At 62.7% G+C, this 21,570-nt stretch carries 13 protein-coding genes, 2 rRNA genes and 3 pseudogenes; 8 read left to right on the top strand and 10 right to left on the bottom strand.

Annotation, left to right across the window (positions count from 1 at the left end):
• Positions 1-76: 76 nt before the first annotated feature.
• The 3 genes and pseudogenes from LPB260_RS17595 to LPB260_RS17585 all read left to right on the top strand — a co-directional run.
• Positions 77-2,967 (top strand): 23S ribosomal RNA (locus LPB260_RS17595).
• Positions 2,968-3,107: 140 nt separating this feature from the next.
• A 5S ribosomal RNA gene (gene rrf, locus LPB260_RS17590) occupies positions 3,108-3,223 on the top strand.
• Between the two features lie 137 nt (positions 3,224-3,360).
• Positions 3,361-3,459 (top strand): annotated as a pseudogene (locus tag LPB260_RS17585) (bifunctional biotin--[acetyl-CoA-carboxylase] synthetase/biotin operon repressor); the annotation flags it as partial.
• A 92-nt stretch (positions 3,460-3,551) separates the two neighbouring features.
• Here LPB260_RS17585 and queD read toward each other — a convergent pair.
• The 3 genes from queD to LPB260_RS17570 all read right to left on the bottom strand — a co-directional run bounded on the left by queD (position 3,552) and on the right by LPB260_RS17570 (position 7,156).
• Entirely contained in the window at positions 3,552-3,908 is a 357-nt protein-coding gene (gene queD / locus LPB260_RS17580) for a 6-carboxytetrahydropterin synthase QueD (RefSeq protein ID WP_208707096.1), read from the bottom strand.
• Positions 3,909-4,049: 141 nt separating this feature from the next.
• A complete protein-coding gene (locus LPB260_RS17575; protein ID WP_208707095.1) occupies positions 4,050-5,195 on the bottom strand; it encodes a catalase family protein in 1,146 nt (381 codons plus the stop codon).
• Positions 5,196-5,239: 44 nt separating this feature from the next.
• Positions 5,240-7,156, bottom strand: coding sequence for a di-heme-cytochrome C peroxidase (locus LPB260_RS17570; protein ID WP_208707094.1), 1,917 nt, complete (start codon positions 7,154-7,156; stop codon positions 5,240-5,242).
• 284 nt (positions 7,157-7,440) lie between these two features.
• On the opposite strand from LPB260_RS17570, the gene LPB260_RS17565 reads away from it, so the two are divergent.
• Positions 7,441-7,908, top strand: coding sequence for a DUF3429 domain-containing protein (locus tag LPB260_RS17565; RefSeq protein ID WP_208707093.1), 468 nt, complete (start codon positions 7,441-7,443; stop codon positions 7,906-7,908).
• A gap of 30 nt (positions 7,909-7,938) precedes the next feature.
• On the opposite strand, the gene LPB260_RS17560 is transcribed toward LPB260_RS17565, so the two are convergent.
• From LPB260_RS17560 to LPB260_RS29435, 3 genes and pseudogenes are all read right to left on the bottom strand, one after another.
• Positions 7,939-8,553, bottom strand: coding sequence for a hypothetical protein (locus LPB260_RS17560; RefSeq protein ID WP_208707092.1), 615 nt, complete (start codon positions 8,551-8,553; stop codon positions 7,939-7,941).
• Positions 8,554-8,560: 7 nt separating this feature from the next.
• On the bottom strand, positions 8,561-9,295 hold the full coding sequence (locus LPB260_RS29440; RefSeq protein ID WP_371926157.1) for a methyl-accepting chemotaxis protein: 735 nt from the start codon (positions 9,293-9,295) through the stop codon (positions 8,561-8,563).
• A gap of 123 nt (positions 9,296-9,418) precedes the next feature.
• Positions 9,419-10,105: pseudogene (locus tag LPB260_RS29435) on the bottom strand (cache domain-containing protein); the annotation flags it as partial.
• 417 nt (positions 10,106-10,522) lie between these two features.
• On the opposite strand from LPB260_RS29435, the gene LPB260_RS17550 reads away from it, so the two are divergent.
• Positions 10,523-11,353, top strand: a complete 831-nt coding sequence (locus tag LPB260_RS17550; RefSeq protein ID WP_208707090.1) for an undecaprenyl-diphosphate phosphatase — start codon at positions 10,523-10,525, stop codon at positions 11,351-11,353.
• Positions 11,354-11,362: 9 nt separating this feature from the next.
• Here LPB260_RS17550 and LPB260_RS17545 read toward each other — a convergent pair whose 3' ends face one another.
• The 3 genes from LPB260_RS17545 to LPB260_RS17535 form a co-directional block, all read right to left on the bottom strand.
• Entirely contained in the window at positions 11,363-11,716 is a 354-nt protein-coding gene (locus tag LPB260_RS17545; RefSeq protein WP_208707089.1) for an MmcQ/YjbR family DNA-binding protein, read from the bottom strand.
• A 162-nt stretch (positions 11,717-11,878) separates the two neighbouring features.
• Complete coding sequence (nadE, locus tag LPB260_RS17540) at positions 11,879-12,688, bottom strand: ammonia-dependent NAD(+) synthetase (protein WP_208707088.1); 810 nt, start codon at positions 12,686-12,688, stop codon at positions 11,879-11,881.
• A 197-nt stretch (positions 12,689-12,885) separates the two neighbouring features.
• Positions 12,886-13,620: a phosphoadenylyl-sulfate reductase gene (locus tag LPB260_RS17535; protein WP_208707087.1), complete on the bottom strand. Its 735-nt coding sequence runs from the start codon at positions 13,618-13,620 to the stop codon at positions 12,886-12,888.
• 256 nt (positions 13,621-13,876) lie between these two features.
• Between LPB260_RS17535 and thrH the strand changes: the two genes are divergently transcribed.
• Positions 13,877-14,494: a bifunctional phosphoserine phosphatase/homoserine phosphotransferase ThrH gene (thrH, locus tag LPB260_RS17530; protein WP_208707086.1), complete on the top strand. Its 618-nt coding sequence runs from the start codon at positions 13,877-13,879 to the stop codon at positions 14,492-14,494.
• 43 nt (positions 14,495-14,537) lie between these two features.
• Here thrH and pabB read toward each other — a convergent pair whose 3' ends face one another.
• Positions 14,538-15,887, bottom strand: a complete 1,350-nt coding sequence (pabB, locus tag LPB260_RS17525; RefSeq protein ID WP_208707085.1) for an aminodeoxychorismate synthase component I — start codon at positions 15,885-15,887, stop codon at positions 14,538-14,540.
• Positions 15,888-16,053: 166 nt separating this feature from the next.
• Here pabB and LPB260_RS17520 point away from each other — a divergent pair.
• Positions 16,054-18,767 (top strand): annotated as a pseudogene (locus LPB260_RS17520) (LuxR C-terminal-related transcriptional regulator).
• Entirely contained in the window at positions 18,764-21,484 is a 2,721-nt protein-coding gene (locus LPB260_RS17515) for a LuxR C-terminal-related transcriptional regulator (RefSeq protein WP_208707083.1), read from the top strand. The pseudogene LPB260_RS17520 and the gene LPB260_RS17515 overlap by 4 nt, the downstream one beginning before the upstream one ends.
• The last annotated feature ends 86 nt before the right edge of the window (positions 21,485-21,570 follow it).

Raw genomic sequence — 21,570 nt, 5'->3', positions numbered from 1 at the left:
GTTGTTCTCAAGTGCAAATTTTCGGCGAATGTCGTCTTCACGTTATAGACAATAACCAGATTGCTTGGGGTTATATGGTCAAGTGAAGAAGCGCATACGGTGGATGCCTTGGCAGTCAGAGGCGATGAAAGACGTGGTAGCCTGCGATAAGCTTCGGGGAGTCGGCAAACAGACTTTGATCCGGAGATCTCTGAATGGGGGAACCCACCCAGCATAAGCTGGGTATCACACACTGAATACATAGGTGTGTGAGGCGAACCAGGGGAACTGAAACATCTAAGTACCCTGAGGAATAGAAATCAACCGAGATTCCCTTAGTAGTGGCGAGCGAACGGGGACTAGCCCTTAAGCTTCTTTGATTTTAGCGGAACGCTCTGGAAAGTGCGGCCATAGTGGGTGATAGCCCTGTACGCGAAAGGATCTTAGAAGTGAAATCGAGTAGGACGGAGCACGAGAAACTTTGTCTGAATATGGGGGGACCATCCTCCAAGGCTAAATACTACTGACTGACCGATAGTGAACCAGTACCGTGAGGGAAAGGCGAAAAGAACCCCGGAGAGGGGAGTGAAATAGAACCTGAAACCGTATGCGTACAAGCAGTGGGAGCCCACTTTGTTGGGTGACTGCGTACCTTTTGTATAATGGGTCAGCGACTTATATTCAGTGGCGAGCTTAACCGAATAGGGGAGGCGTAGCGAAAGCGAGTCTTAATAGGGCGTTTAGTCGCTGGGTATAGACCCGAAACCGGGCGATCTATCCATGGGCAGGTTGAAGGTTAGGTAACACTGACTGGAGGACCGAACCGACTACCGTTGAAAAGTTAGCGGATGACCTGTGGATCGGAGTGAAAGGCTAATCAAGCTCGGAGATAGCTGGTTCTCCTCGAAAGCTATTTAGGTAGCGCCTCGTGTATCACTGCTGGGGGTAGAGCACTGTTTCGGCTAGGGGGTCATCCCGACTTACCAAACCGATGCAAACTCCGAATACCAGCAAGTGTCAGCACGGGAGACACACGGCGGGTGCTAACGTCCGTCGTGAAAAGGGAAACAACCCAGACCGTCAGCTAAGGTCCCAAAGTTATGGTTAAGTGGGAAACGATGTGGGAAGGCTTAGACAGCTAGGAGGTTGGCTTAGAAGCAGCCACCCTTTAAAGAAAGCGTAATAGCTCACTAGTCGAGTCGGCCTGCGCGGAAGATGTAACGGGGCTCAAACCATACACCGAAGCTACGGGTTCATCTTAGGATGAGCGGTAGAGGAGCGTTCTGTAAGCCTGTGAAGGTGAGTTGAGAAGCTTGCTGGAGGTATCAGAAGTGCGAATGCTGACATGAGTAACGACAATGCGAGTGAAAAACTCGCACGCCGAAAGACCAAGGTTTCCTGCGCAACGTTAATCGACGCAGGGTGAGTCGGCCCCTAAGGCGAGGCAGAAATGCGTAGTCGATGGGAAACGGGTTAATATTCCCGTACTTCTAGTTACTGCGATGGAGGGACGGAGAAGGCTAGGCCAGCACGGCGTTGGTTGTCCGTGTTTAAGGTGGTAGGCAGAGTGCTTAGGTAAATCCGGGCGCTTAATGCCGAGAGCTGATGACGAGCGTTCTTTTAGAATGCGAAGTGGTTGATGCCATGCTTCCAGGAAAAGCTTCTAAGCTTCAGGTAACTAGGAACCGTACCCCAAACCGACACAGGTGGTTAGGTAGAGAATACCAAGGCGCTTGAGAGAACTCGGGTGAAGGAACTAGGCAAAATGGCACCGTAACTTCGGGAGAAGGTGCGCCGGTGAGGGTGAAGCATTTACTGCGTAAGCTCATGCCGGTCGAAGATACCAGGCCGCTGCGACTGTTTATTAAAAACACAGCACTCTGCAAACACGAAAGTGGACGTATAGGGTGTGACGCCTGCCCGGTGCCGGAAGGTTAATTGATGGGGTTAGCGAAAGCGAAGCTCTTGATCGAAGCCCCGGTAAACGGCGGCCGTAACTATAACGGTCCTAAGGTAGCGAAATTCCTTGTCGGGTAAGTTCCGACCTGCACGAATGGCGTAACGATGGCGGCGCTGTCTCCACCCGAGACTCAGTGAAATTGAAATCGCTGTGAAGATGCAGTGTATCCGCGGCTAGACGGAAAGACCCCGTGAACCTTTACTATAGCTTTGCACTGGACTTTGAGTTTACTTGTGTAGGATAGGTGGGAGGCTTTGAAGCGTGGACGCCAGTTCGCGTGGAGCCATCCTTGAAATACCACCCTGGTAACCTTGAGGTTCTAACTCTGGTCCGTTATCCGGATCGAGGACAGTGTATGGTGGGTAGTTTGACTGGGGCGGTCTCCTCCTAAAGAGTAACGGAGGAGTACGAAGGTGCGCTCAGACCGGTCGGAAATCGGTCGTAGAGTATAAAGGCAAAAGCGCGCTTGACTGCGAGACAGACACGTCGAGCAGGTACGAAAGTAGGTCTTAGTGATCCGGTGGTTCTGTATGGAAGGGCCATCGCTCAACGGATAAAAGGTACTCCGGGGATAACAGGCTGATACCGCCCAAGAGTTCATATCGACGGCGGTGTTTGGCACCTCGATGTCGGCTCATCACATCCTGGGGCTGAAGCCGGTCCCAAGGGTATGGCTGTTCGCCATTTAAAGTGGTACGCGAGCTGGGTTTAGAACGTCGTGAGACAGTTCGGTCCCTATCTGCCGTGGACGTTTGAGATTTGAGAGGGGCTGCTCCTAGTACGAGAGGACCGGAGTGGACGAACCTCTGGTGTTCCGGTTGTCACGCCAGTGGCATTGCCGGGTAGCTATGTTCGGAAAAGATAACCGCTGAAAGCATCTAAGCGGGAAACTTGCCTCAAGATGAGATCTCACTGGAGCCTCGAGCTCCCTAAAGGGCCGTCGAAGACTACGACGTTGATAGGTGGGGTGTGTAAGCGCTGTGAGGCGTTGAGCTAACCCATACTAATTGCCCGTGAGGCTTGACCATATAACACCCAAACAATTTGTTGTTTGTGTGTCAGACGGTTGAAGTCGACAACAAACCGAAAATTTGCCAGAACACGCAATACCAGACATCACATACCCAATTCGGGGAAGCGCCTTAACCGCGACTCCCCAGCTGAATTGCTTGACGACCATAGAGCGTTGGAACCACCTGATCCCATCCCGAACTCAGTAGTGAAACGATGCATCGCCGATGGTAGTGTGGGGTTTCCCCATGTGAGAGTAGGTCATCGTCAAGCACCTATCCCAAACCCCCGACACGCGAAAGCGGGTCGGGGGTTTGCTTTTGCGCGCTGGAAAACGCCTCTTTACGTTTGTAGGCAAGTGGCAGGGGCATCGTTATCATGCGTGCCTTATTGCTCCGAGGGGAGGCAGCATGCTGCCATTACTAAGGCTTCTCCAAGATGGCCGCTTCCATTCCGGCGAGGCGCTCGGGGCGGCGCTGGGCATCAGCCGCGCCGCAGTCTGGAAGCAATCTTGATTTCATGCCCGGGCTGGACGCAATGTGTAGATCATTGACGCCCATAAAGAAGCCACCCCGAGGGGTGGCTTCTTTATGGACTGAATTCAGTCGCCGCGGTACTCGCAACCACTGGTACAGGTTTCGTGGATGCGGATGCGGGACAGTTCCGGCAGGAGCGGCTTGAGTTGCTGCCAGAGCCATTTGGCGATGACTTCGCTGGTGGGGTTTTCCAGGCCGGGAATATCGTTGAGGTAGTTGTGATCCAGTTGCTCGTAGAGCGGCTTGAAGATCTCCTTGATCTCTGCGAAGTCGCGGATCCAGCCGGTATAGGGGTCGACCTCGCCTTCGATGTAGACGGCGACGCGAAAGGAGTGGCCGTGCAACCGCCCACACTTGTGTCCAGCGGGGACGTGGGGTAGGCGGTGAGCGGCCTCGAAAACAAACTCTTTGAACAGTTCCACTACTGCATGTCTCTCTAGGATGCGCGGCTGCAAGCTCCGCTCTGATAAAGGCTGATCTTACCAGCTAGGCCTGTGCTTTACCCAATGCTGCGGGCAGCGGGATGCTCGCCTAAGGCCGTAGGTGTCAGCCGCGGTGGAAATTTAGTTGTTCGGCGTCTCGCCGTTTCTTTCGTGGCGATAGACGCTTACGGCTTCATACACGGCCTTCCTCAGGCGGTTGAGGCCGCCAATCGGCCGGTGCTCGGGAAGCGAGTGCCAGGGGTTGAAGGACAGGTTGTCGCAAAAACGGTTCTGCTCTGTGCTATCGAAATCCTGGGCGGGCACCTGGATGTTGGCGACGGTTTCATAGGGCGATACGGCTTCATCCCACTCGACGCTCGGATCTTCGATCGGCATGTAGTAAGAAGGGTTCTGTCGCTGGACCTGCAGGGCGAAGCAGGCGGGTACGCGGTCCAGTGAAAGCTGTTGGTAAAGCGCGCTGCGCAGGAAGTTGGGCAGGTCGGTGTTGGGCTCCGGCAGGCGATACTGCGGACAGTTCTCTGGAGCAGGTATGACGCGATACTTGATGTTGTGGGGGCCAAGCTTGAACGGGGCGATGGAATTATAGGTGGTCGCGACCGGGCTCTGCGGCGCGGGTGCCAGGGTCTTCAGTGCAATGATGAGATGGCGTATTTCCCAGGTGCGCGGATCCCAGCTGGGGAAGAAGGCCAGGGCTTTCTTGCCATCAGCCTGGGCGGCGAAGTTGCTGCGGTATTCGGCCACGTCGCGGACGAAGAATACCGGATGGTTGAACATCACGAAGTCCTGTTCGTCATCATGCCTAGCGCCCTCCATTAGCTTCTCGCCGGGTACGCCCAGAAGCTTGATGGCCATGCCGCGGGCATCGCGAGTACGGTCGAACTGCGGATAGGCATTGCCATTGGACAGGCGCATCCAGGCCTGCCAGCTTTTCCCCGGCTCGCTAAGCACGCCATGGCGCAGGCTTGGATCTAGATCGCTAAGCACGGTCACTTCGGCCTTAACGCAGCCATGGGCTTTGGCGTGGGCGTCGCGCAGTACCCGGGTGTTGTCGCGGTGCTGTTCGACAATGCGTATGGCATCTTCGATGATGGCTTGGGTGAGGGCTGCTTCACCGGGCGGTATCTGCTCCTCGCTGGATACCGGACCGGAGTGCTTCTCCTTGTAATAAAGCGTGCCAGCCGCCCAGCCGCCCAGACCGAGGGCCAGCAGCAGGAGCAGCATTCTGCCTAACTGGCGTCCGAGCCAGAGCCAGGTTTGTTTCAGCATGGATTGTTTCCCTTATCCGTCGTGGTCATGTCTGGTGGCCAGGCTCAAGTGTGCTCCGACTGGCCTTTGCGCGCGGGCGAGCTGTCTGAGGGCTGGCATTCGGGCCCCGGACTCCAGGGTTTGGCCTTGATGGGCTGCAGCTGTTTTTCGAGCTCGGTGTTACCCAGAACCTTGAGGTACTCGATCAGCGCCAGGCGCTCTTCGGGCTGCAGGGCGCGCCCGATCACTCCGCCCTGGCGGCAGCCATCGCGGAATTCGTGGCCGCGGTTGCTGTTGCCGGTGATGCGGGTGTCGTAAAGAAAACCGCCTGGAAACTCCTGGCTGGCGAAACCGACCTTTTGTGGGTCGAACTCGAAGCTGCCGACCCAGAACTGCGCCTGCCGCTCCGTCAGCGGCGAGAGCAACTGGAACAGCGTGGGTACCGATCCGTTGTGCAGGAAGGGCGGGGTGGCCCAGATGCCGTCCAGCGGGCGGGCCTTGTAGCCGCGCTTTTCCTGGACGCCGATCGGTAGGCCGAAGCCGTCCATGCGCCAGCGCTCCCTGGGCTGTATCCCCGCGTCTTGGTAGGCGCGGTTCGCCACATACGCGGTGATGTAGGCCAGCCCCTTGGCGCTGGAGATGTTCTTGAAGTCCACGGCATCCAGGGTGGCACCGAACAGGCGAACGTCCAGCTTGCCCAGCTGCTCTTTGGACCAACCCAGTCGACTGATATCGAAACGGTGGTCGGCAATGTTGTCAGCCGCGGTAGGGTCAGTGCCGACTATCTCGATGGGCACGACGCGCATGTGCCATTCCGGGTCGCGTGCTGGGGCAAAGCGTTTGTCTCGGGGCTTGGGGTTCGGGGCGTGGCAATAGGCGCAGTTCTCCTGGAAAAGAGCCCGGCCCTGGCTCGCCAGCGGACGGTCGATCGGACCGAAGACGGCTTCGGGCCAGGCTGGCGGCTGTAACTCTTGCAGGGTTTCCTCTAGGGTGTACAGATCGCGCAGACGCACGCTGGAGGCATAGCGTTCGTCTTCTGTAACGGACTGTCCGCGGTCGTCGAGCAGGTGCAGGGTCGCCCCGACGCCAAGGGCTTCGCCGATATTGCGTGCCATCGGCTGCATGGCCGAACCGTTCCACTGCACCCAGTCGAACTTCCAGATATCCCAGACATGGGGATAGCTCACCGGCGCGTTGGCGATGCGATAGTTGGCCGGATCGATCGCGTCGCCAAATACGCTGTTTGCGATGCGTCCGAAGGCATCGGTGCGGCCGAAGCCTTCCTCGGTCGGATAGAGTCCGCGATGCCAGTCGTTGTAGGCGGTATCGAGCAGGCGATCGAGCACGTCCTTGAAGTCGCGGCGCAGCTGATCACGCCCTTCAGGGTATTGCTCGCCGAGGACCTCCTTGGCGAAGCGTCTGAACTTGAGGGGGTTGTAGTAGGTGAACGCCATGCTCATGCCGAGGGCCTGGCCGAATCCGCCGCCTTTGAGTGTGGGTACGGTCGAGGCGAGCGAATGCAGGGCCGGCCCACCGTCGATGCGCACGGCTTCGCCCTGATAGCGCAGCTCGCCGGTGTGGCAGGCCGCGCAACTGATGTCCAGGTACTGGATGCCGTTCGCGCTGTCTTCATGGCGAGCGAAACCGACCGGGAGGTTCGCCGGATTGCGTTCACTGGCGCTCTGATTGGGGTCGACCAGAAAGCCGAAGCGTGCGAGGTAATCTGGGGTGGCGAACTTGCGCGTGCTCAGGGGCAGTTCGAGGGCGCCGAACCAGTCGTAGCGCAAACCCTTAACTCGGGTGCCCTGGGGGGTGTAATAGTAGGTCTGGCGTTGTTCTTCGCTCCACTGGTCCAGATAGTGGAGGCGTGTCGGCTCCTGATAGACGGGCAGGTTGGGATTGGCAATGAAATACAGGCCGATGCCGAGGCCAAGACCCAGCAACAGCAGGAGACTCACTAGGGCGCGACGGAGCGTTCGCATCGGGCACTTCCTTGTCGATATTGGCCTGACTTTATGCCAAGTGCGCCGGTTAATGGCAAGCGGCCATGAGTTCTCCCGGGATTCTGCCCTCTGCCAACCTGGGGGAAAATGCTCCTGCACATGCTGGCGTCTGGCGTTGCGCCCGCTGCGATGGAGCTGGGTCTGATGGGGCTCCGGGGACGACTGCGGAAGCGCCGGCCGGAGCTGAGCGATTCGAGTCCCGCTGGTTTGCAGGGGAGACCAATGTCTGGCTACCCTGAGCGCACATCTGACAGGAGTTCGCGATGCATCCCTTCGAAGCCAAGCATCCCCAGCAACTGGCCATGCACCTCGGCTACGCCGGCCTGATTCCTTTCGTTAGCGGGGCTCTGGGCATCTGGATCACCCCGTTTGCCTGGCGCCCCTATGTCATGTCTGCGCTGCTGGACTACGCGGCGGTAATCCTGGCATTCATGGGGGCGATTCATTGGGGGCTGGCGATGCGCGCCGAGGCGAGCGATGAGCGCGCCAAGCTGCAGCTCGGCCTGTCGGTGATCCCGCCGATGCTGGGATGGGTCGCGATAGCCAGCGGCCTGCCTTTTGGCTTCGCCCTGCCGGTGTTTCTGCTGGCCTTCGTGCTGCTCTACTTTGCCGACTTGCGCGCAGTCAAGCTGGGCTTGGCGCCCAAGTGGTATCCGGCCTTGCGGCGGCCCTTGACCATAGTGGTGACGATCAGCCTGCTGCTGGCCTGGATCAGTCTGCTGCGCCTGTAGTCAAAAACGCTGAGCTGGCCGGGCCACGACCTAGCAGACCAGGCTGTCGGCCTGGCGATAGAGCATCAGCAGTTTGCGGGTGATGGTCTGCTGGATGTCATCGCGCTCGAAGGTGGACAGGCGGCTGAGGCGACTGATCTGCAGGCGATGCAGGTGGATGTAGGGCATTTGCTGATCGAACTCGCGCAAGTCGCCTTTCATCATGATCGGCAGGAACAGGTCGCCCATCTTCTTCTGATTGCTGATGATCTGCGCCAGGGCCGGCTTGAACGGCATGGTCTTGGGGGCCGGCCCGCCTTCCTTGATCTGGGTGGCCAGGAGCAGGCCGGGCTTGCCCAGCAAGGCACCGGGCAGCACGCAGAGGCCGGTCTTGCGCACGGCCAGTGACTCGATGCCGTGCAGGGTGTCATGGAAGGCGTAGGGGTTGGGCAGCACCACCATCTTACGGCCTAGGTCGCTGGGAAAGTGCAGGTCGTAGTTGGTATAGAGCTGGCGCACGGACTCCGAGTACACGCACAGGCGGTTCTCGAACAGTTTGATGAAACGCTCGGCGAGCTCCCGCCGAGCGATGCTGTCCAGATCCCAGATCAGGTCCTGGTTCTGCGGCCTGCTGAGGTCGACTTCCTGATGCTCCATGCCGCTCATGTTTGCCTCATACGCGAAACTGCCTCAAGAGTCCGTTGAGCTGCTCGGCCATCTGCACCAGGCGCTGTCCAGCCTCGCTGGACTGCTCGGCCGCATGGGCATTGTCATGTGCCAACCCCGCCACCTGGGTGACGTTCTGGTTGATGTCTTCGACCACCTGCGATTGTTGCAGTGTGGCGCTGGCGATGGAAGCATTCAAGCCGGTCAGGTTGCGCAATGACTGGGCGATCAGGGCCAGGCTCTCGCCGGCCTGGCTGGCCTGCTCGACGGTCAGCTGAGAGGCTTGACTGCTCTCGTTGATGACCTTCACCGCGGCCTCGGAGTTGCCCTGCAGGCGCTCGATCATGCCCTGAATCTCGGCGGTCGATTGTTGTGTGCGCTGCGCGAGCAAACGCACCTCGTCGGCCACCACGGCAAAGCCGCGACCCTGTTCTCCGGCGCGGGCCGCTTCGATGGCGGCGTTGAGGGCGAGCAGGTTGGTCTGTTCGGCGATCGAGCGAATCACCTCCAGGACGCTACCGATCTGCGTGCTTTCCTCGGCCAGGGCGTGCATCACGGCCACCGCCTGGTCGATGGTGGCGGACAGCTGGCTGATCTGGCGCAAGCTGGCGTCGATATTCTGTTGACCTTGCAGGGCCTGCTCTTCGGCGCTACGTACCTCGCTGGAGGCGTGTTCGGCGTTCTTCGCCACATCCTGCACGCCGTAGGTCACCTGGCTGACCGCTGTTGCCACCAGCTCCATTTGCTGCGATTGCTGCTGGCTGTGTTGTTGCGCGTTCTCGGCAATCCCGCCGAGCGAACGGGCGGCCTGATCGAGGGTGCCGGCGGACTCGAGCGATTGGCGAATCACCTGGCGAACCTTGCCGGTGAAGGCGTTGAAGTGTCCGGCCAGCGCCGCCAGCTCGTCGCGCCCGGCGGTATCCAGGGTGCGGGTCAGATCGCCTTCGCCGCTGGCGATATTGGCCATGGCCTCCACCGCGTCGCGTAGCGGCCGGGCGATGCTGCGTGCGATGAGCATCACCAGCGCGGCCATCAGCAGGGTGATGATCAGGCCCACCCCTAGTGCGCCCAGCGCCTGGGTCCTGAACTCGGCCTCGACATCATCGACGTATACGCCGGAGCCGATGATCCAGCCCCACGGCTGGAACAATTCGACGTAGGAGACTTTGGGGACCGGCTCGCTCGAGCCCGGTTTCGGCCAGCGGTAGTCAACTTGGCCGGCGCCTTCGGCCTTGCTGATGCGCACCATTTCGTTGAACAGGGCCTTGCCGTCCGGATCCTTGAAGCCCGAAAGGTTCTGTCCTTCCAGCTTGGGATTGGTCGGGTGCATGATCATGGTCGGCGTCTGGTCGTTGATCCAGAAGTACTCCTGGCCTGCATAGCGCAGGCCGCGGATCATATCCATCGCCTGTTGCTGGGCCTGCTCACGGCTCAGGGCGCCGCTGCTTTCCAGCCCCTGGTAGTGGCGGAGGATGCCCATTGCGCCCTGCACCACATGCTTGGTCTTCTCGCCTTTGGCGGCATACAGGCCGCTGTGCAGTTGCTGCAGCATCAATCCGCCCTGAACGCACAGCATGACGATGGCGACGGCCGAGATCAGCCACAGGCGGCGGCTGATGGGCAGGTTTCGGAGGCTATTCATCGTAAGGGGCTCCCTGTTGTTGTAATTGAAATCGGGGAGTGGGATTGCACCACTAGGTTATATGGCCAGCTCGGCTGACAGAATTATTTCAGGCTCGCCTTGGCGGGGCCAGATTAGCTGCGCAAGACTTTGCACAGATACGGCGATAGTGCCGCTTTCTCTGATAGCATTTCGGCCCTCGCGCGGAAAACCTAAGTTATCTGAGGTTTATTGGCAACGCGTGGGAACCTCACGGCGAAACATGGGTCCCAGACCCGTTCTCTAGCACTCGATTACTTCAATGACATGTTATTTGCGCGGCCGCTGCCGTGCGCCCCGGGAGTTTTGATGGAACTGTGGTTGGCCGTACAGGCCTTGATTCTAGGTATTGTCGAAGGTATTACCGAGTTCCTGCCGATTTCCAGTACGGGTCACCAGATCATAGTCGCGGATCTCATCGACTTTTCCGGTGAGCGAGAGATGGCGTTCAATATCATCATCCAATTGGGCGCCATTCTTGCCGTGGTCTGGGAGTACCGGCAGAAACTCTTCGATGTTGTGCTGGGGCTGCCGAAAGAGCGCGTGGCCCAGCGCTTCACCGGCAACCTGCTGATCGCCTTCATTCCCGCGGTGCTGCTGGGGGTGACCTTTGCCGACCTGATCCACGAGTTTCTGTTCAACCCGATCACGGTCGCCAGCGCGCTGGTGGTAGGGGGTGTGGCCATGCTCTGGGCCGAACAACGGACCCATCAGGTGCTGGCCGAAAGGGTCGATGACATGAGCTGGCAGCAGGCGCTGAAGATCGGTTGCGCCCAGTGCCTGGCGATGATCCCGGGGACCTCCCGCTCCGGCGCCACCATCATCGGCGGGCTGCTGTTCGGCCTGTCGCGCAAGGCGGCGACCGAGTTCTCGTTCTTTCTGGCGATACCCACCATGGTCGGTGCCGCGGTGTACTCCGGCTACAAGTATCGCGAGCTGTTCCTGCCGGCCGATCTGCCGGTGTTCGCCATCGGCTTCGTCACCTCGTTCATCTTTGCCATGATCGCCGTGCGTGCGCTGTTGCGCTTCATCGGCAATCACGGCTATACCGCTTTCGCCTGGTATCGGATTGTGTTCGGCCTGCTGATCCTGGCCACCTGGCAGATAGGCCTGATCGACTGGAGCACCGCCGCAGGCTGAGCCTCGGCCTCAGTCGTCCAGCAGCAGGCCGACCTGCCGGCATTTGGGTAGCCGGCGCACCACCAGCTGGTGGGCGCGAGTCAGCAGCTGGCACAGCTCGGCGTCGCCCAGGGGCAGGTGCGTGCAGCTCATGCTGATCCAGTGGGCCCTTGCCAGGTAGGGCGCCGGGCGGATGCCGGGTCGGTCGACATAGCCAAGGAACAGGTCGCTGTCGACTTTGCAGGCCAGATCGTGGCCGAGGAAGTTCAGTACCGCGAACATCTTGTTGCCGGCCACGGAAAACACCTGGTTGTTGCCCCATTTGAAGTCTTCGCGTGCGCCGGGCAGCTGCAGGCAATAGCGGGCTATTTCTTCCTGGGTCATGGCGCCTCACGCAGTGGCCGGATCTTCAGCAACGCTAGCAGGTCGCCGCAGTGGCGGCGATCAGATGCAAGCCTGCGCTGTTCGAGCGCTCGCATGACGGAGGAAGCGGCGGATTGCCGGTCCAGCCGCATCGCGCATTGCCTGCCGCCGCGAGCGAGTCGATCAGGGGGTATAGGGCAGGCTGCGCTTGTGCTCGGTCCTGCGGTAGGTCTGGATGATGCGCTCTTCGGCCTCTTTCGCCACGGCGCGCCCGAGCAGGAAGTCATCGATCTGTTCATAGGTGCAACCATAGGCCTTTTCGTCCGGCTTGCCGGGCTCGAGCTCCTCCAGATCGGCGGTGGGCGTCTTGTACACCAGTGCCTCCGGTGCGCCCAGTAGCGTGGCGATCTGTCGGACCTGCCCCTTGACCAGGCCGGTCAGAGGGGCCAGGTCGCAGGCACCGTCGCCGAACTTGGTGAAGAAGCCCATGACCGCTTCGGCCGCATGATCGGTGCCGACTACCAGGCCGTTGTTGTAGTTGGCCAGGGCATACTGCGCCACCATGCGCGCGCGCGCCTTGATGTTGCCTTTGACGAAGTCGTTCCTGGCGGCGTTGTCTGCCGGTTGCAGGGCCGACATCAAGCCGTCGACGCAGGCAGCGATGTTGACCGTTTCGATGCGATCAGGATTGATCACGCGCAGCGACCACTGGGCATCGGCCTCATCCTGCTGGTCACGGTAGGGCAAGCGTACGGCGATGAATTCCGCCTGCCGGCCTTCGGCACGCAGTTCGGCGGCCGCCTTCTGACAGAGCAGCCCGGCCGTCAGGGAGTCCACGCCGCCGCTGATGCCCAGCACCAGGGTGCTGCAGCCGGATTGTCCGAGCCGCTCCTTGATGAATGCCAGACGCCGCTGCACTTCGCTGGCGAGCTCCGCCGGGGTGTCGAGTGCGCGCACGCCCAGAGCGTTGCCGATGGATTGCTGCAGGTTCATGCCAAGAGCTCCTTGTTCGTCGATTTGCCAAGCCGTGTCGTCAGGCCGAGGAATGGGGGGATTGTTGCAGGGGCTGCGGTTCGCTCACAACGCCCGTCGGCGTCACTGTCGGTCGCCCAACGAAAAATGCCCCGATCGGCCGATAGGGGCATTATGCATGGCTCGACTGCAGAGTTCTGGGCCAGGCTTCGCCGCGGTTATTGCTTGGCGATCAGGTTGCCGGCGTGCAGGCCGCACTCCTTCTGCGTGGCTTCTTCCCACCACCAGCGCCCCTCGCGTTCGTGCTGGTTGGGCAGGACCGGGCGGGTGCAGGGCTCGCAGCCGATGCTGATGAAGCCGCGCTCGTGCAGGCTGTTGTAGGGCAGCTCGAGCATGCGGATATAGGCCCAGATGTCCTCGCTGCTCATCTGCGCCAGGGGATTGAACTTGTACAGCGGCTTGTCGGCAGTGGAAAAGGCCCCATCGATCTCCACCGCGGCGACCTGGCTACGGGTGCCGGGGCTCTGGTCACGGCGCTGGCCGGTGGCCCAGGCCTTCACCGTGGCCAGCTTCTTGCGCAGCGGAGCGATCTTGCGGATGCCGCAGCACTCTTCGTGGCCGTCCTTGTAGAAGCTGAACAGGCCCTTGGCCTTGACCATGGCTTCGAGTGCCGTGGCGTCGGGCGACAGCACCTCGATGGCGATGCCGTAGTGTTCGCGTACCTGGTCGATGAAACGATAGGTCTCCGGGTGCAAGCGGCCGGTATCGAGGCTGAAGACCTTGACCTGTTTATTGAGCTTCCAGGCCATGTCCACCAGTACCACGTCTTCGGCACCGCTGAAGGAAATCCACAGCTCATCGCCGAAATGCTCGAAAGCGAGTTTGAGAATGTCCTGGGGCGACTTGTTTGCATAGGTCGCGGCCAGTTCGGCTACATCGAAGGGATGGCTCATCGGGCTAGATTCCTGGTTATGGTCGCTTGCAGGGGCATGGACAACCGGCCGGGTGTGGCGATAAAGCCTGCCGCTCGCCAGGGCTGCCCGCGCCCGCTGGCGCGCTGTGCCGGGGATGGTAGCAAAAAGGCTTTATGCGGCTAAATAATCAAATCCCATGTCGACCAAGGTGTTTGGGTATAAGGGCCCGCGTTGCGCGGCTTTGGGCGAGCCGCTAGAGTGCCGCCTTCATTCAGGCCCAAGCTAGGAGTGTCCCATGGAAATCGCTTGTCTCGACCTGGAAGGCGTATTGGTTCCGGAAATCTGGATCGCCTTCGCGGAAAAAACCGGTATCGATGCGCTGAAGGCGACCACCCGGGACATTCCCGACTATGACGTGCTGATGCAGCAGCGTCTGCGCATCCTCGACGAGCATGGCCTGAAGCTGGCCGACATCCAGGAGGTGATCGCCACCCTCAAGCCGCTGGACGGTGCGGTGGAGTTCGTCGACTGGTTGCGCGAGCGCTTTCAGGTGGTGATCCTCTCCGACACCTTCTACGAATTCTCCCAGCCGCTGATGCGCCAGTTGGGCTTTCCGACCCTGCTGTGCCACAAGCTGATCACCGACGACAGTGGCCGAGTGGTGAACTATCAGCTGCGCCAGAGGGACCCCAAGCGCCAGTCGGTAATCGCCTTCAAGAGCCTGTACTACCGGGTGATCGCCGCGGGCGATTCGTACAACGACACCACCATGCTCAGCGAGGCCCATGCCGGCATCCTGTTCCATGCGCCGGACAACGTGATCCGCGAGTTCCCGCAGTTTCCGGCGGTGCACAGCTACGAAGACCTCAAGCATGAGTTCCTCAAGGCGTCCACTCGCTCATTGAGCCTGTAGTCGCGACGTGAGAAAGAACGAGGCCCGCTGTCGCGGGCCTTTCTTATGAGTCGCAGAACTGCTCCAGGGTCTGCAGAAGCACCTTCACCTTGGTGATCGACTCCTGATACTCCGCCTGCCAGGCCGAGTCCGCGACTATCCCGCCACCGCCCCAGCAGCTGATCTGCCCGTCCTTGGCCAGCAGGCTGCGGATGGCGATCGAACTGTCCATCTCGCCGCGCACATCCAGATAGAGCAACGAGCCGCAATAGAGCGCGCGCCGGGTCGGCTCCAGCTCGTCGATGATCTGCATGGCGCGAATCTTCGGGGCGCCGGTGATCGAGCCGCCGGGGAAGCTGCCGGCGATCAGGTCCAGGGCGTCCTTGCCGGCGGCCAGCTCGCCGGTCACCGCGCTGACCAGGTGGTGGACGTTGGGATAGCTCTCGAGGGCGAACAGCTCCGGGACCCGCACCGAGCCGGTGCGGCAACTGCGGCCCAGGTCGTTGCGCAGAAGGTCGACGATCATCAGGTTTTCGGCGCGATCCTTCAGGCTGGTCATCAGCGCGTGGGCCTGGGCGGCGTCCTGCTGTGGGTCCGCCTCGCGCGGCCGCGTGCCCTTGATGGGGCGGGTCTCGACGAGGCCCTGGCTGACCCGCATGAAGCGTTCCGGCGACAGGCTGATGATCGCCCCGTCCGGCAGGCTCTGGTAGCCGGCGAAGGGCGTCGGGCAGGCGCTGCGCAGAGCCTGGTAGGCAGCCCAGGGATCACCCTGGTAATGGCTGCGAAAACGCTGGGCGAAGTTTACCTGGTAGCAGTCGCCGGCCTGGATATAGGCCTGGATGCGCTCGATGGCCTGGCGATACCCGGCTTCGTCGAGATCGGCCTCGAAGGCGCCGAGCAGGGTGAAGGAGGGTGGCGGGTCGGTGGCAACCCTCTCGAACAGGGTAATCAGACGCTCGCGCTCTTCGCTCGCCAGGCGCGGATGAAACAGCAGCTGACTGGTCCCCAGCTGGTGATCGCTGATCAGCGCCCAGGCATACAGGCCGAAGCGCGCATCGCTCAGCCCGAGGTCGTCGACCGCCTGCGCTGGCAGTTTTTCCAGGCGCCGACCGAAGTCGTAGCCCAGGTAGCCGATCAGTCCGCCGGCAAACGGCAGGGGGCGGTCGCCGGGCGGCTCTGCCGGGCCGAGGGCGCTCAGGCCGTCGCGCAGGCGCTGCAGAAAAGCCTCGCCCGCTTCGTCGGGCGCGGGAACGAACTCCGCCATGGGCCAGGCGCTGATCAGGTCGTAGCGTCCGCGCTGCGCCGCCGGGCGCCCGGCGTCCAGCAGGACCGCTCCCGGGGCCTGGCGTACGGCAGCGAAAAACTCGGCAGGGTCGGCGCGATAGGGCAGAGGGTGAACGAGACAAGTAGACATTCGAGGTATTCGGACGAGCGCGGACGCCGATTGTAGAACGCCGTCACCATTCATCCTAGGGTTTGCGCGTAGGTTTGCGCGGCGGGCAGCGGCTGATTAGTATGACCGGCCGGAAAATAATGCTGCACGATAGTGCCAGTTCGTAACCAGTCAGGGGATCGAGGCCATGGATGAGACGTTGGGTCCTGCCGCCGGGAGCCCGCTGCACTGGAAGTTCGGCCCGCCCGAGGCGTCCATCGAAGCACTGCCCAGGCCGCGGATCGAGGCGGCGCTGTCGACCCAGCCCCATGCGCGCGTGCTGCTGTTCTCCGCGCCGGCCGGTTTCGGCAAGACCTGGACCCTCAGCGCCCTGGCGCAGCAGAAGGCGTCTGCCGGCTACGCGGTGGCCTGGCTGTCACTGGATGCCGATGACGACGAGCCGGCGCGCTTCTTCCTGCACTTGATCGAGGCGCTTGAAAGCCTGGTCCCGGGCCTCGGCCTGGCAGCCCGTGGCTACCTGCAGAACACCATGGGGGTGCCCGTCGCCGCGGTGACGGAGACGCTGCTGGCGGACCTGGCGCAGGTGCAGGCGCCGCTTCTGCTGGTCCTCGACGACCTGCACCTGATTCAGAATACCGAGCTGCTGGCGGCGCTGGAGCGCTTGATCCGTTATGCACCCGCGGGCTTCGTCCTGGCCCTGGCCAGCCGCTCGCAACCGGCGCTGAAACTGGCCACCCTGCGCGCCAAGGGGCTGCTGCTGGAGATCGGCGAGGGCGAGTTGCGCTTGAGCCAGGCCGAGACCGGCGACTATCTGGCGCGCCATGGCCTGCAGCTGGAAGCCCCGGCATTGGCGGCGCTGTACCGCCACACCGAAGGCTGGGTGGTGGGCGTGCACCTGGCCAGCCTCTGGTTGCGTCAGCAACCCCAGGCCTGGCAACAGCTGGCCGACCTGGGAACGAGTCCAGCGACCGTCGGCGATTACCTGCTGCGCACTGTGTTCGAGCAGTTGCCGGCCGATCAGCAGCAGCTGCTGGAGGCCTTGGGGATCGCCCAGCAGCTGTGTGGCGACCTGGCCAATACCCTGGCCGGCCGGCAGGATGGCCAGCAAATGCTGGAGGCGTTGGAAGCCATGCAGTTGTTCCTGCTGCCGCTCGATCGCCAGCGGCACTGGTACCGCTTCCATAACCTGTTCGCCGAGTTCCTGCGCCGGCGCCTGCAGGGGCGCGACCCCGAGCGATTCAAGCAGCTGCATTTCAAGGCCAGCCTGTGGTTTGCCACGCACCGCATGCAGAATCTGGCGATCGAGCACGCCTGCCTGGCCGAAGACCCACGGATGCTCGCCGCCCTGGTCGACGGCTGTGGTCTGGAGCTGATCAATCGCGGTCAACTGCACTTGATCTACAAGTGGCGCCAGCATGTGCCGGACGAGATTGCCCAGGACTATCCGATGCTGGTGCTGGCCGACGTCTGGAGCCGTGCGGCGGAGCTGGATCTGGCCGAGGCCAACCGTATGCTCGACGAGCAGTTGCACCGTTGGCGGATGGCCGAGGCGGCGGCCGACCTCGAGGACAGCGTGCTGGCGACCCTGACGATCAAAGCGCTTATCGCCCTGCAGAAGGACGATCTGCCCGGCTGCGTCGCCCTCGCGCGCAGGGTCGAGCTGCAGCTGGGGGGCACACCGCGTTTCTCGAGATGGCCATGCTGATCGTCGGTGCCCTGGCCAACGTGGTGCTCGGGGAGGGCGAGTCGGCGCGACGCCTGCTGGCGCTGGCGCAGCAGCGCAATCACTTTTTGGAGGGGCACTACCTGGGCATGCAGCTGGCCAATGTGGAGGTGTTGCTGTGCCTGCAGCAGGGGCAGATCAAACGGGCCGGGCAGCTGTTCGCGCAATTGCGCGCACGCACCGCGCCATGCTTCGCCACGAATGCCCGCGCCCTGGCGTTGCCGACCATCAGCGGGGCGTTGATCGACTACCATCAGGGCCGCCTCGAGGGTGTCGAGGAGCGCCTGCGCTGGGCCCTGGCCACGGTCGATGTGATCAACCCGGTCGACCTGTATGCCCAGGGCATGCTGTGCCTGGCTCAGGTCCAGCGTGCCCTGGGCAAGCCGAAAGAAGCCCGGGCCACCTTGCTGCGCATGCAGCAACTGGCCGCCGGCAACCGCGCATGGCGCTTCCAGGCCCAGGCGCTCGGCGACGAGGTGACGCAGCTGCTCCAGGAGCCGGGCGCCGAGCGGCTCACGCGCGCCGAGCAGCGCCTCAACGACGTCGACTGGCCCGGTCTGGCCGGGCACTACCGGCACCTGGCCTGCAATCCAGTGCTCTGGGTTCGGGGGCTGACGCGCATCCGCCTGCTGCAGGCGCGCGATCATCATAGCGAGGCGCTGCACGAGATTGCCCAGCTGCGCGGACCGCTGCAGGACGACTGGCATGGGCTACAGCGCTTGCGCCTGGACCTTCTGGCGGCGCTCAGCCACCAGCACCTGGGCTATCAGGAGCGCGCGCAGAGCCTGCTGGTGCAGTGTCTGTCGCGCGCGGAACACGACGCACTGCGCAGCCTGTTCATCGAGGAGGGGGCTCCGGTTCGTCGGCTCTTGTCGCAGCTCGAGGCGGGCGAGCGCTATCCGGCCCTGCAGGCGTTCATTCGCTCGATTCTGGCGATCTGGCCGGGTCAGGACGCCCTGCAGGCCGAGGTGCCGCTGGCCGAAGGCTTGACCGAGCGCGAGGCCGAAGTGATCCAACTGGCGGCACAGGGACTGGCCAACGACTCCATCGGCCAGCGCCTGGCGTTGGCCCTGGGGACCGTCAAATGGCACCTGCACAACATCTACGAGAAGCTCGGGGTACGCAATCGGACCCAGGCGATCCGCCGCGCCCAGGAACTGGGATTGGTCGCGCCATGAGCCTCGAGGGCTTGTCGCTGCCGCCCTCCCTGTCGCTGCTGCGTACCAAGCTGGCGCCCGGCGTGGTCGGCGCTCGTCCGCAGCTGATACGCAGGGCGTTGCTCCAGCGGCTGATCGAGGCCCGTGAGCGGCGCCTGGTCATCCTCTGTGCGCCAGCGGGCTACGGCAAAAGCACCTTGCTCGGCCAGTTGCGCCAGCGCCTGCAGGCGTCCGGGGCGCGGGTGGCCTGGCTGTCCTGCGACGAGGCGGACAGCGAGCCGCTGCGCCTGCTGCACTATCTGCTCGCGGCCATCGACACACAGTTGCCGGGCTTCGGCGGCTCCATCCTGGAAGGCGCGCAGGGGGGGGCGAGTCAGCCGGCCCAAGCCTTGCTCGCTGCCTTCCTGAGCGAACTCAGGCAGGTCGAGGGTGAGCTGTACCTGATCCTCGATGACTTTCACAGTATCCGCCATCCCGCCCTCAGACCCCTGGTGCAGGGCCTGATCGAGGGGCTGCCGGCGCATGTCCGGCTGATCGCCGGCACGCGCTCCAGGCCGCGCTCAGGCGAAGGACGGCCATTACATGGCGACGATACAGCCTGGCTGCGCGCCGAGGACCTGCGTGTGAGCGCCGAGGAAACCGCGACCTATCTCCTCGAGCTCCAGCAACTGCGCCTGAGCAGTGAGCAGGTCGAGCGGCTGCACCGGCGGAGCGAGGGATGGATCGGTGCGCTGCAGTTGATCGCCCTGTCCCTGGCTCGGCACCCTGATCCCGCTGCTTTCATCGCGGAATTCTCCGGTAGCGAGCGTCATATCGCCGACTACCTCAACGAGGATGTACTGGCTCGGCTGGCGCCGGACCTGCGGCTGTTCCTCGAGCAGACGTCCGTGCTCGAGCAGTTCAGTGCCGATCTGTGCAATGCGCTCACCGGCCGGGAAGATGCCGGGGCAATCCTGCGACGGCTGCAGAACGAGCAACTGTTCATCACCGCCCTGGACGAGCAAGGCGAGTGGTTCAGCTACCATCAGCTGTTCGCCGAATGCCTGCGCGGGCGCCTGCTCAGGCGCGGCGATGGGCGGCGGTTGCAGCTGGCGGCCGCGCGCTGGTGCGAGCAGCGGAGCCTGCTGGACAGGGCGGTCAACTATGCCCTGGCTGCCGGTGAGTATGCCTTCGCCGCCGGATTGCTGGCGCGTCAGGGTGCGCGCCTGCTCGCCGACAACCAGCTCTACGGCATTCTCTCCAGCGTGGCGGCGTTGCCGGCGCAGGTGATTCGCGAGTACCCGGTGTTCCAGGTCTTCTACGCCTGGCAGCTGGCCTTCGAGCAGAAATACCTCGATGCCGAGGCGCTGATCGAGGACATCAGCGCGCGCCTGCTGCAGCAGGGGCAGGCGCTGCACGACAGGCCCCACGAGCTGCTCGCCGTGGCTCAGTTGATCAAGGCCCTGGTCCAGCTCTATCAGGACCGACTGCAGGACTGTCTCGCCATCAGTCGGCACTGGCTCGGTCGGGTGCCGCTCGATCAGCCGGAGATTCGCGCCAGCCTGGCGTGCGTGCAGGCGGCCGCTCACGCCCTGCTTGGTGACTACGGCGAGGCGTCGCGGTCGCTCGGCCTGGCACGCGAGAGCCTGCGGCGCACCGCTAGCGAGTACTTGCGTGTGGTGCTCAGACTGATCGAGGCGCTGCTGTGCAAGGAGCAGGCGCGCCTCGAGCGCGGGCGCACCCTGGCGGAGGTCGCTCGCGCCCGGGTCGAGCGGGCCTTCGGCAGGCACAGCCGGGTGGGGGGTGTGCTGGCCCTGGCCTATGCCGACCTGCTGTATGAGCAGGACCGGCACGCCGCGATCCTCGCCGAACTGCCCTTGGCCACCAGTCGCCGCGATCTCGCCACGCCGGTCGAGCTGGTCAGTCGCGGTCAGCTGGTGATGGTGCGCGCGCGCTTCTACGCCGGCGAGTGCGAGCCGGCCCTGGAACAGCTCGATGAGTGGCTGACGGGGCTGCAAGGGCCAGGCTACGAGCGGGTTTACGCGCAGGCCATGGGTTGTCGGGTGCAGTTTCTCCTGTGGTTGCGCCGTCCCCATGAGGCCGAGCGGATCTGCCTGCAGTTGCAGCGACAGCTGGCGGAGTTGCCGGTAGGGGGCAACGGCGATGCCGCCGTGACGCTGGTGCTGTGCCAGGCGCGACTGGCATTGGCCGAGCGTCGGGCGCCGCGCGCGCTGGCGCTGCTGGAGGCCTGCCTGGCCGTGCAGACGGCCGAGCACCAGCACGAACGGCGCTTGCGCCTGTCGTTGCTGCTCGCCGTGGCGTGCTGGCGCACGAATGGCGCCGAGAGGGCTTTCGCCTTGTTTCAGGCGACCCTGCAGGATGCCTGGCACAGGGGGTATCGGCGCCTGTTCCTGGATGATGCACTGTGGTTGCTGCCGCTCTGGGATGCCTGGTCGGCGAGCCAGGTGGGCGGTGCGGGGAGCTGGCAGGCGCTGGATCGGCAGCTGCGCGAGCAGTGCCGTCGACTGGCAGTCGATCCCCAAGCGTTGGACGACCATCAGCAGGTGAGCCCCAGGGAGCTGGATATCCTGCGCCTGGTCGCCGCCGGCCTGGCCAATCGCGATATCGCCCAGGCATTGCACCTGTCCGAAGCCACCATCAAGTGGCACCTGCACAAGCTGTTCGCCAAGCTGGGGGTGCGTAGCCGCACCCAGGCGGTGCTCAGGGGCAGGAGCAGCGGGCTGCTGGGCGAGGCTTGAGACCGCGTCTGCTCGCTGCAGCGCCGGCGAGTGTGGGATGGCGGCCAGGCAGAAAAAAGCCCGGCATCGGCCGGGCTGGTTCTACG

It is taken from the genome of Pseudomonas sp. LPB0260, from assembly GCF_013388395.1.
Note: the sequence above shows the minus strand (reverse complement) of the source record. Positions and strands in the feature narration are given on the sequence as shown.

What these genes read in the sequence shown, in the direction of transcription:
- LPB260_RS17575 (WP_208707095.1), bottom strand. Translation starts at nt 5,195, where the DNA reads ATGCTGAAACAAACCTGGCTCTGGCTCGGACGCCAGTTAGGCAGAATG.
- LPB260_RS17570 (WP_208707094.1), bottom strand. Translation starts at nt 7,156, where the DNA reads ATGCGAACGCTCCGTCGCGCCCTAGTGAGTCTCCTGCTGTTGCTGGGT.
- LPB260_RS17565 (WP_208707093.1), top strand. Translation starts at nt 7,441, where the DNA reads ATGCATCCCTTCGAAGCCAAGCATCCCCAGCAACTGGCCATGCACCTC.
- LPB260_RS17560 (WP_208707092.1), bottom strand. Translation starts at nt 8,553, where the DNA reads ATGAGCGGCATGGAGCATCAGGAAGTCGACCTCAGCAGGCCGCAGAAC.
- LPB260_RS29440 (WP_371926157.1), bottom strand. Translation starts at nt 9,295, where the DNA reads ATGGAGCTGGTGGCAACAGCGGTCAGCCAGGTGACCTACGGCGTGCAG.
- LPB260_RS17550 (WP_208707090.1), top strand. Translation starts at nt 10,523, where the DNA reads ATGGAACTGTGGTTGGCCGTACAGGCCTTGATTCTAGGTATTGTCGAA.
- LPB260_RS17545 (WP_208707089.1), bottom strand. Translation starts at nt 11,716, where the DNA reads ATGACCCAGGAAGAAATAGCCCGCTATTGCCTGCAGCTGCCCGGCGCA.
- nadE (WP_208707088.1), bottom strand. Translation starts at nt 12,688, where the DNA reads ATGAACCTGCAGCAATCCATCGGCAACGCTCTGGGCGTGCGCGCACTC.
- LPB260_RS17535 (WP_208707087.1), bottom strand. Translation starts at nt 13,620, where the DNA reads ATGAGCCATCCCTTCGATGTAGCCGAACTGGCCGCGACCTATGCAAAC.
- thrH (WP_208707086.1), top strand. Translation starts at nt 13,877, where the DNA reads ATGGAAATCGCTTGTCTCGACCTGGAAGGCGTATTGGTTCCGGAAATC.
- pabB (WP_208707085.1), bottom strand. Translation starts at nt 15,887, where the DNA reads ATGTCTACTTGTCTCGTTCACCCTCTGCCCTATCGCGCCGACCCTGCC.
- LPB260_RS17515 (WP_208707083.1), top strand. Translation starts at nt 18,764, where the DNA reads ATGAGCCTCGAGGGCTTGTCGCTGCCGCCCTCCCTGTCGCTGCTGCGT.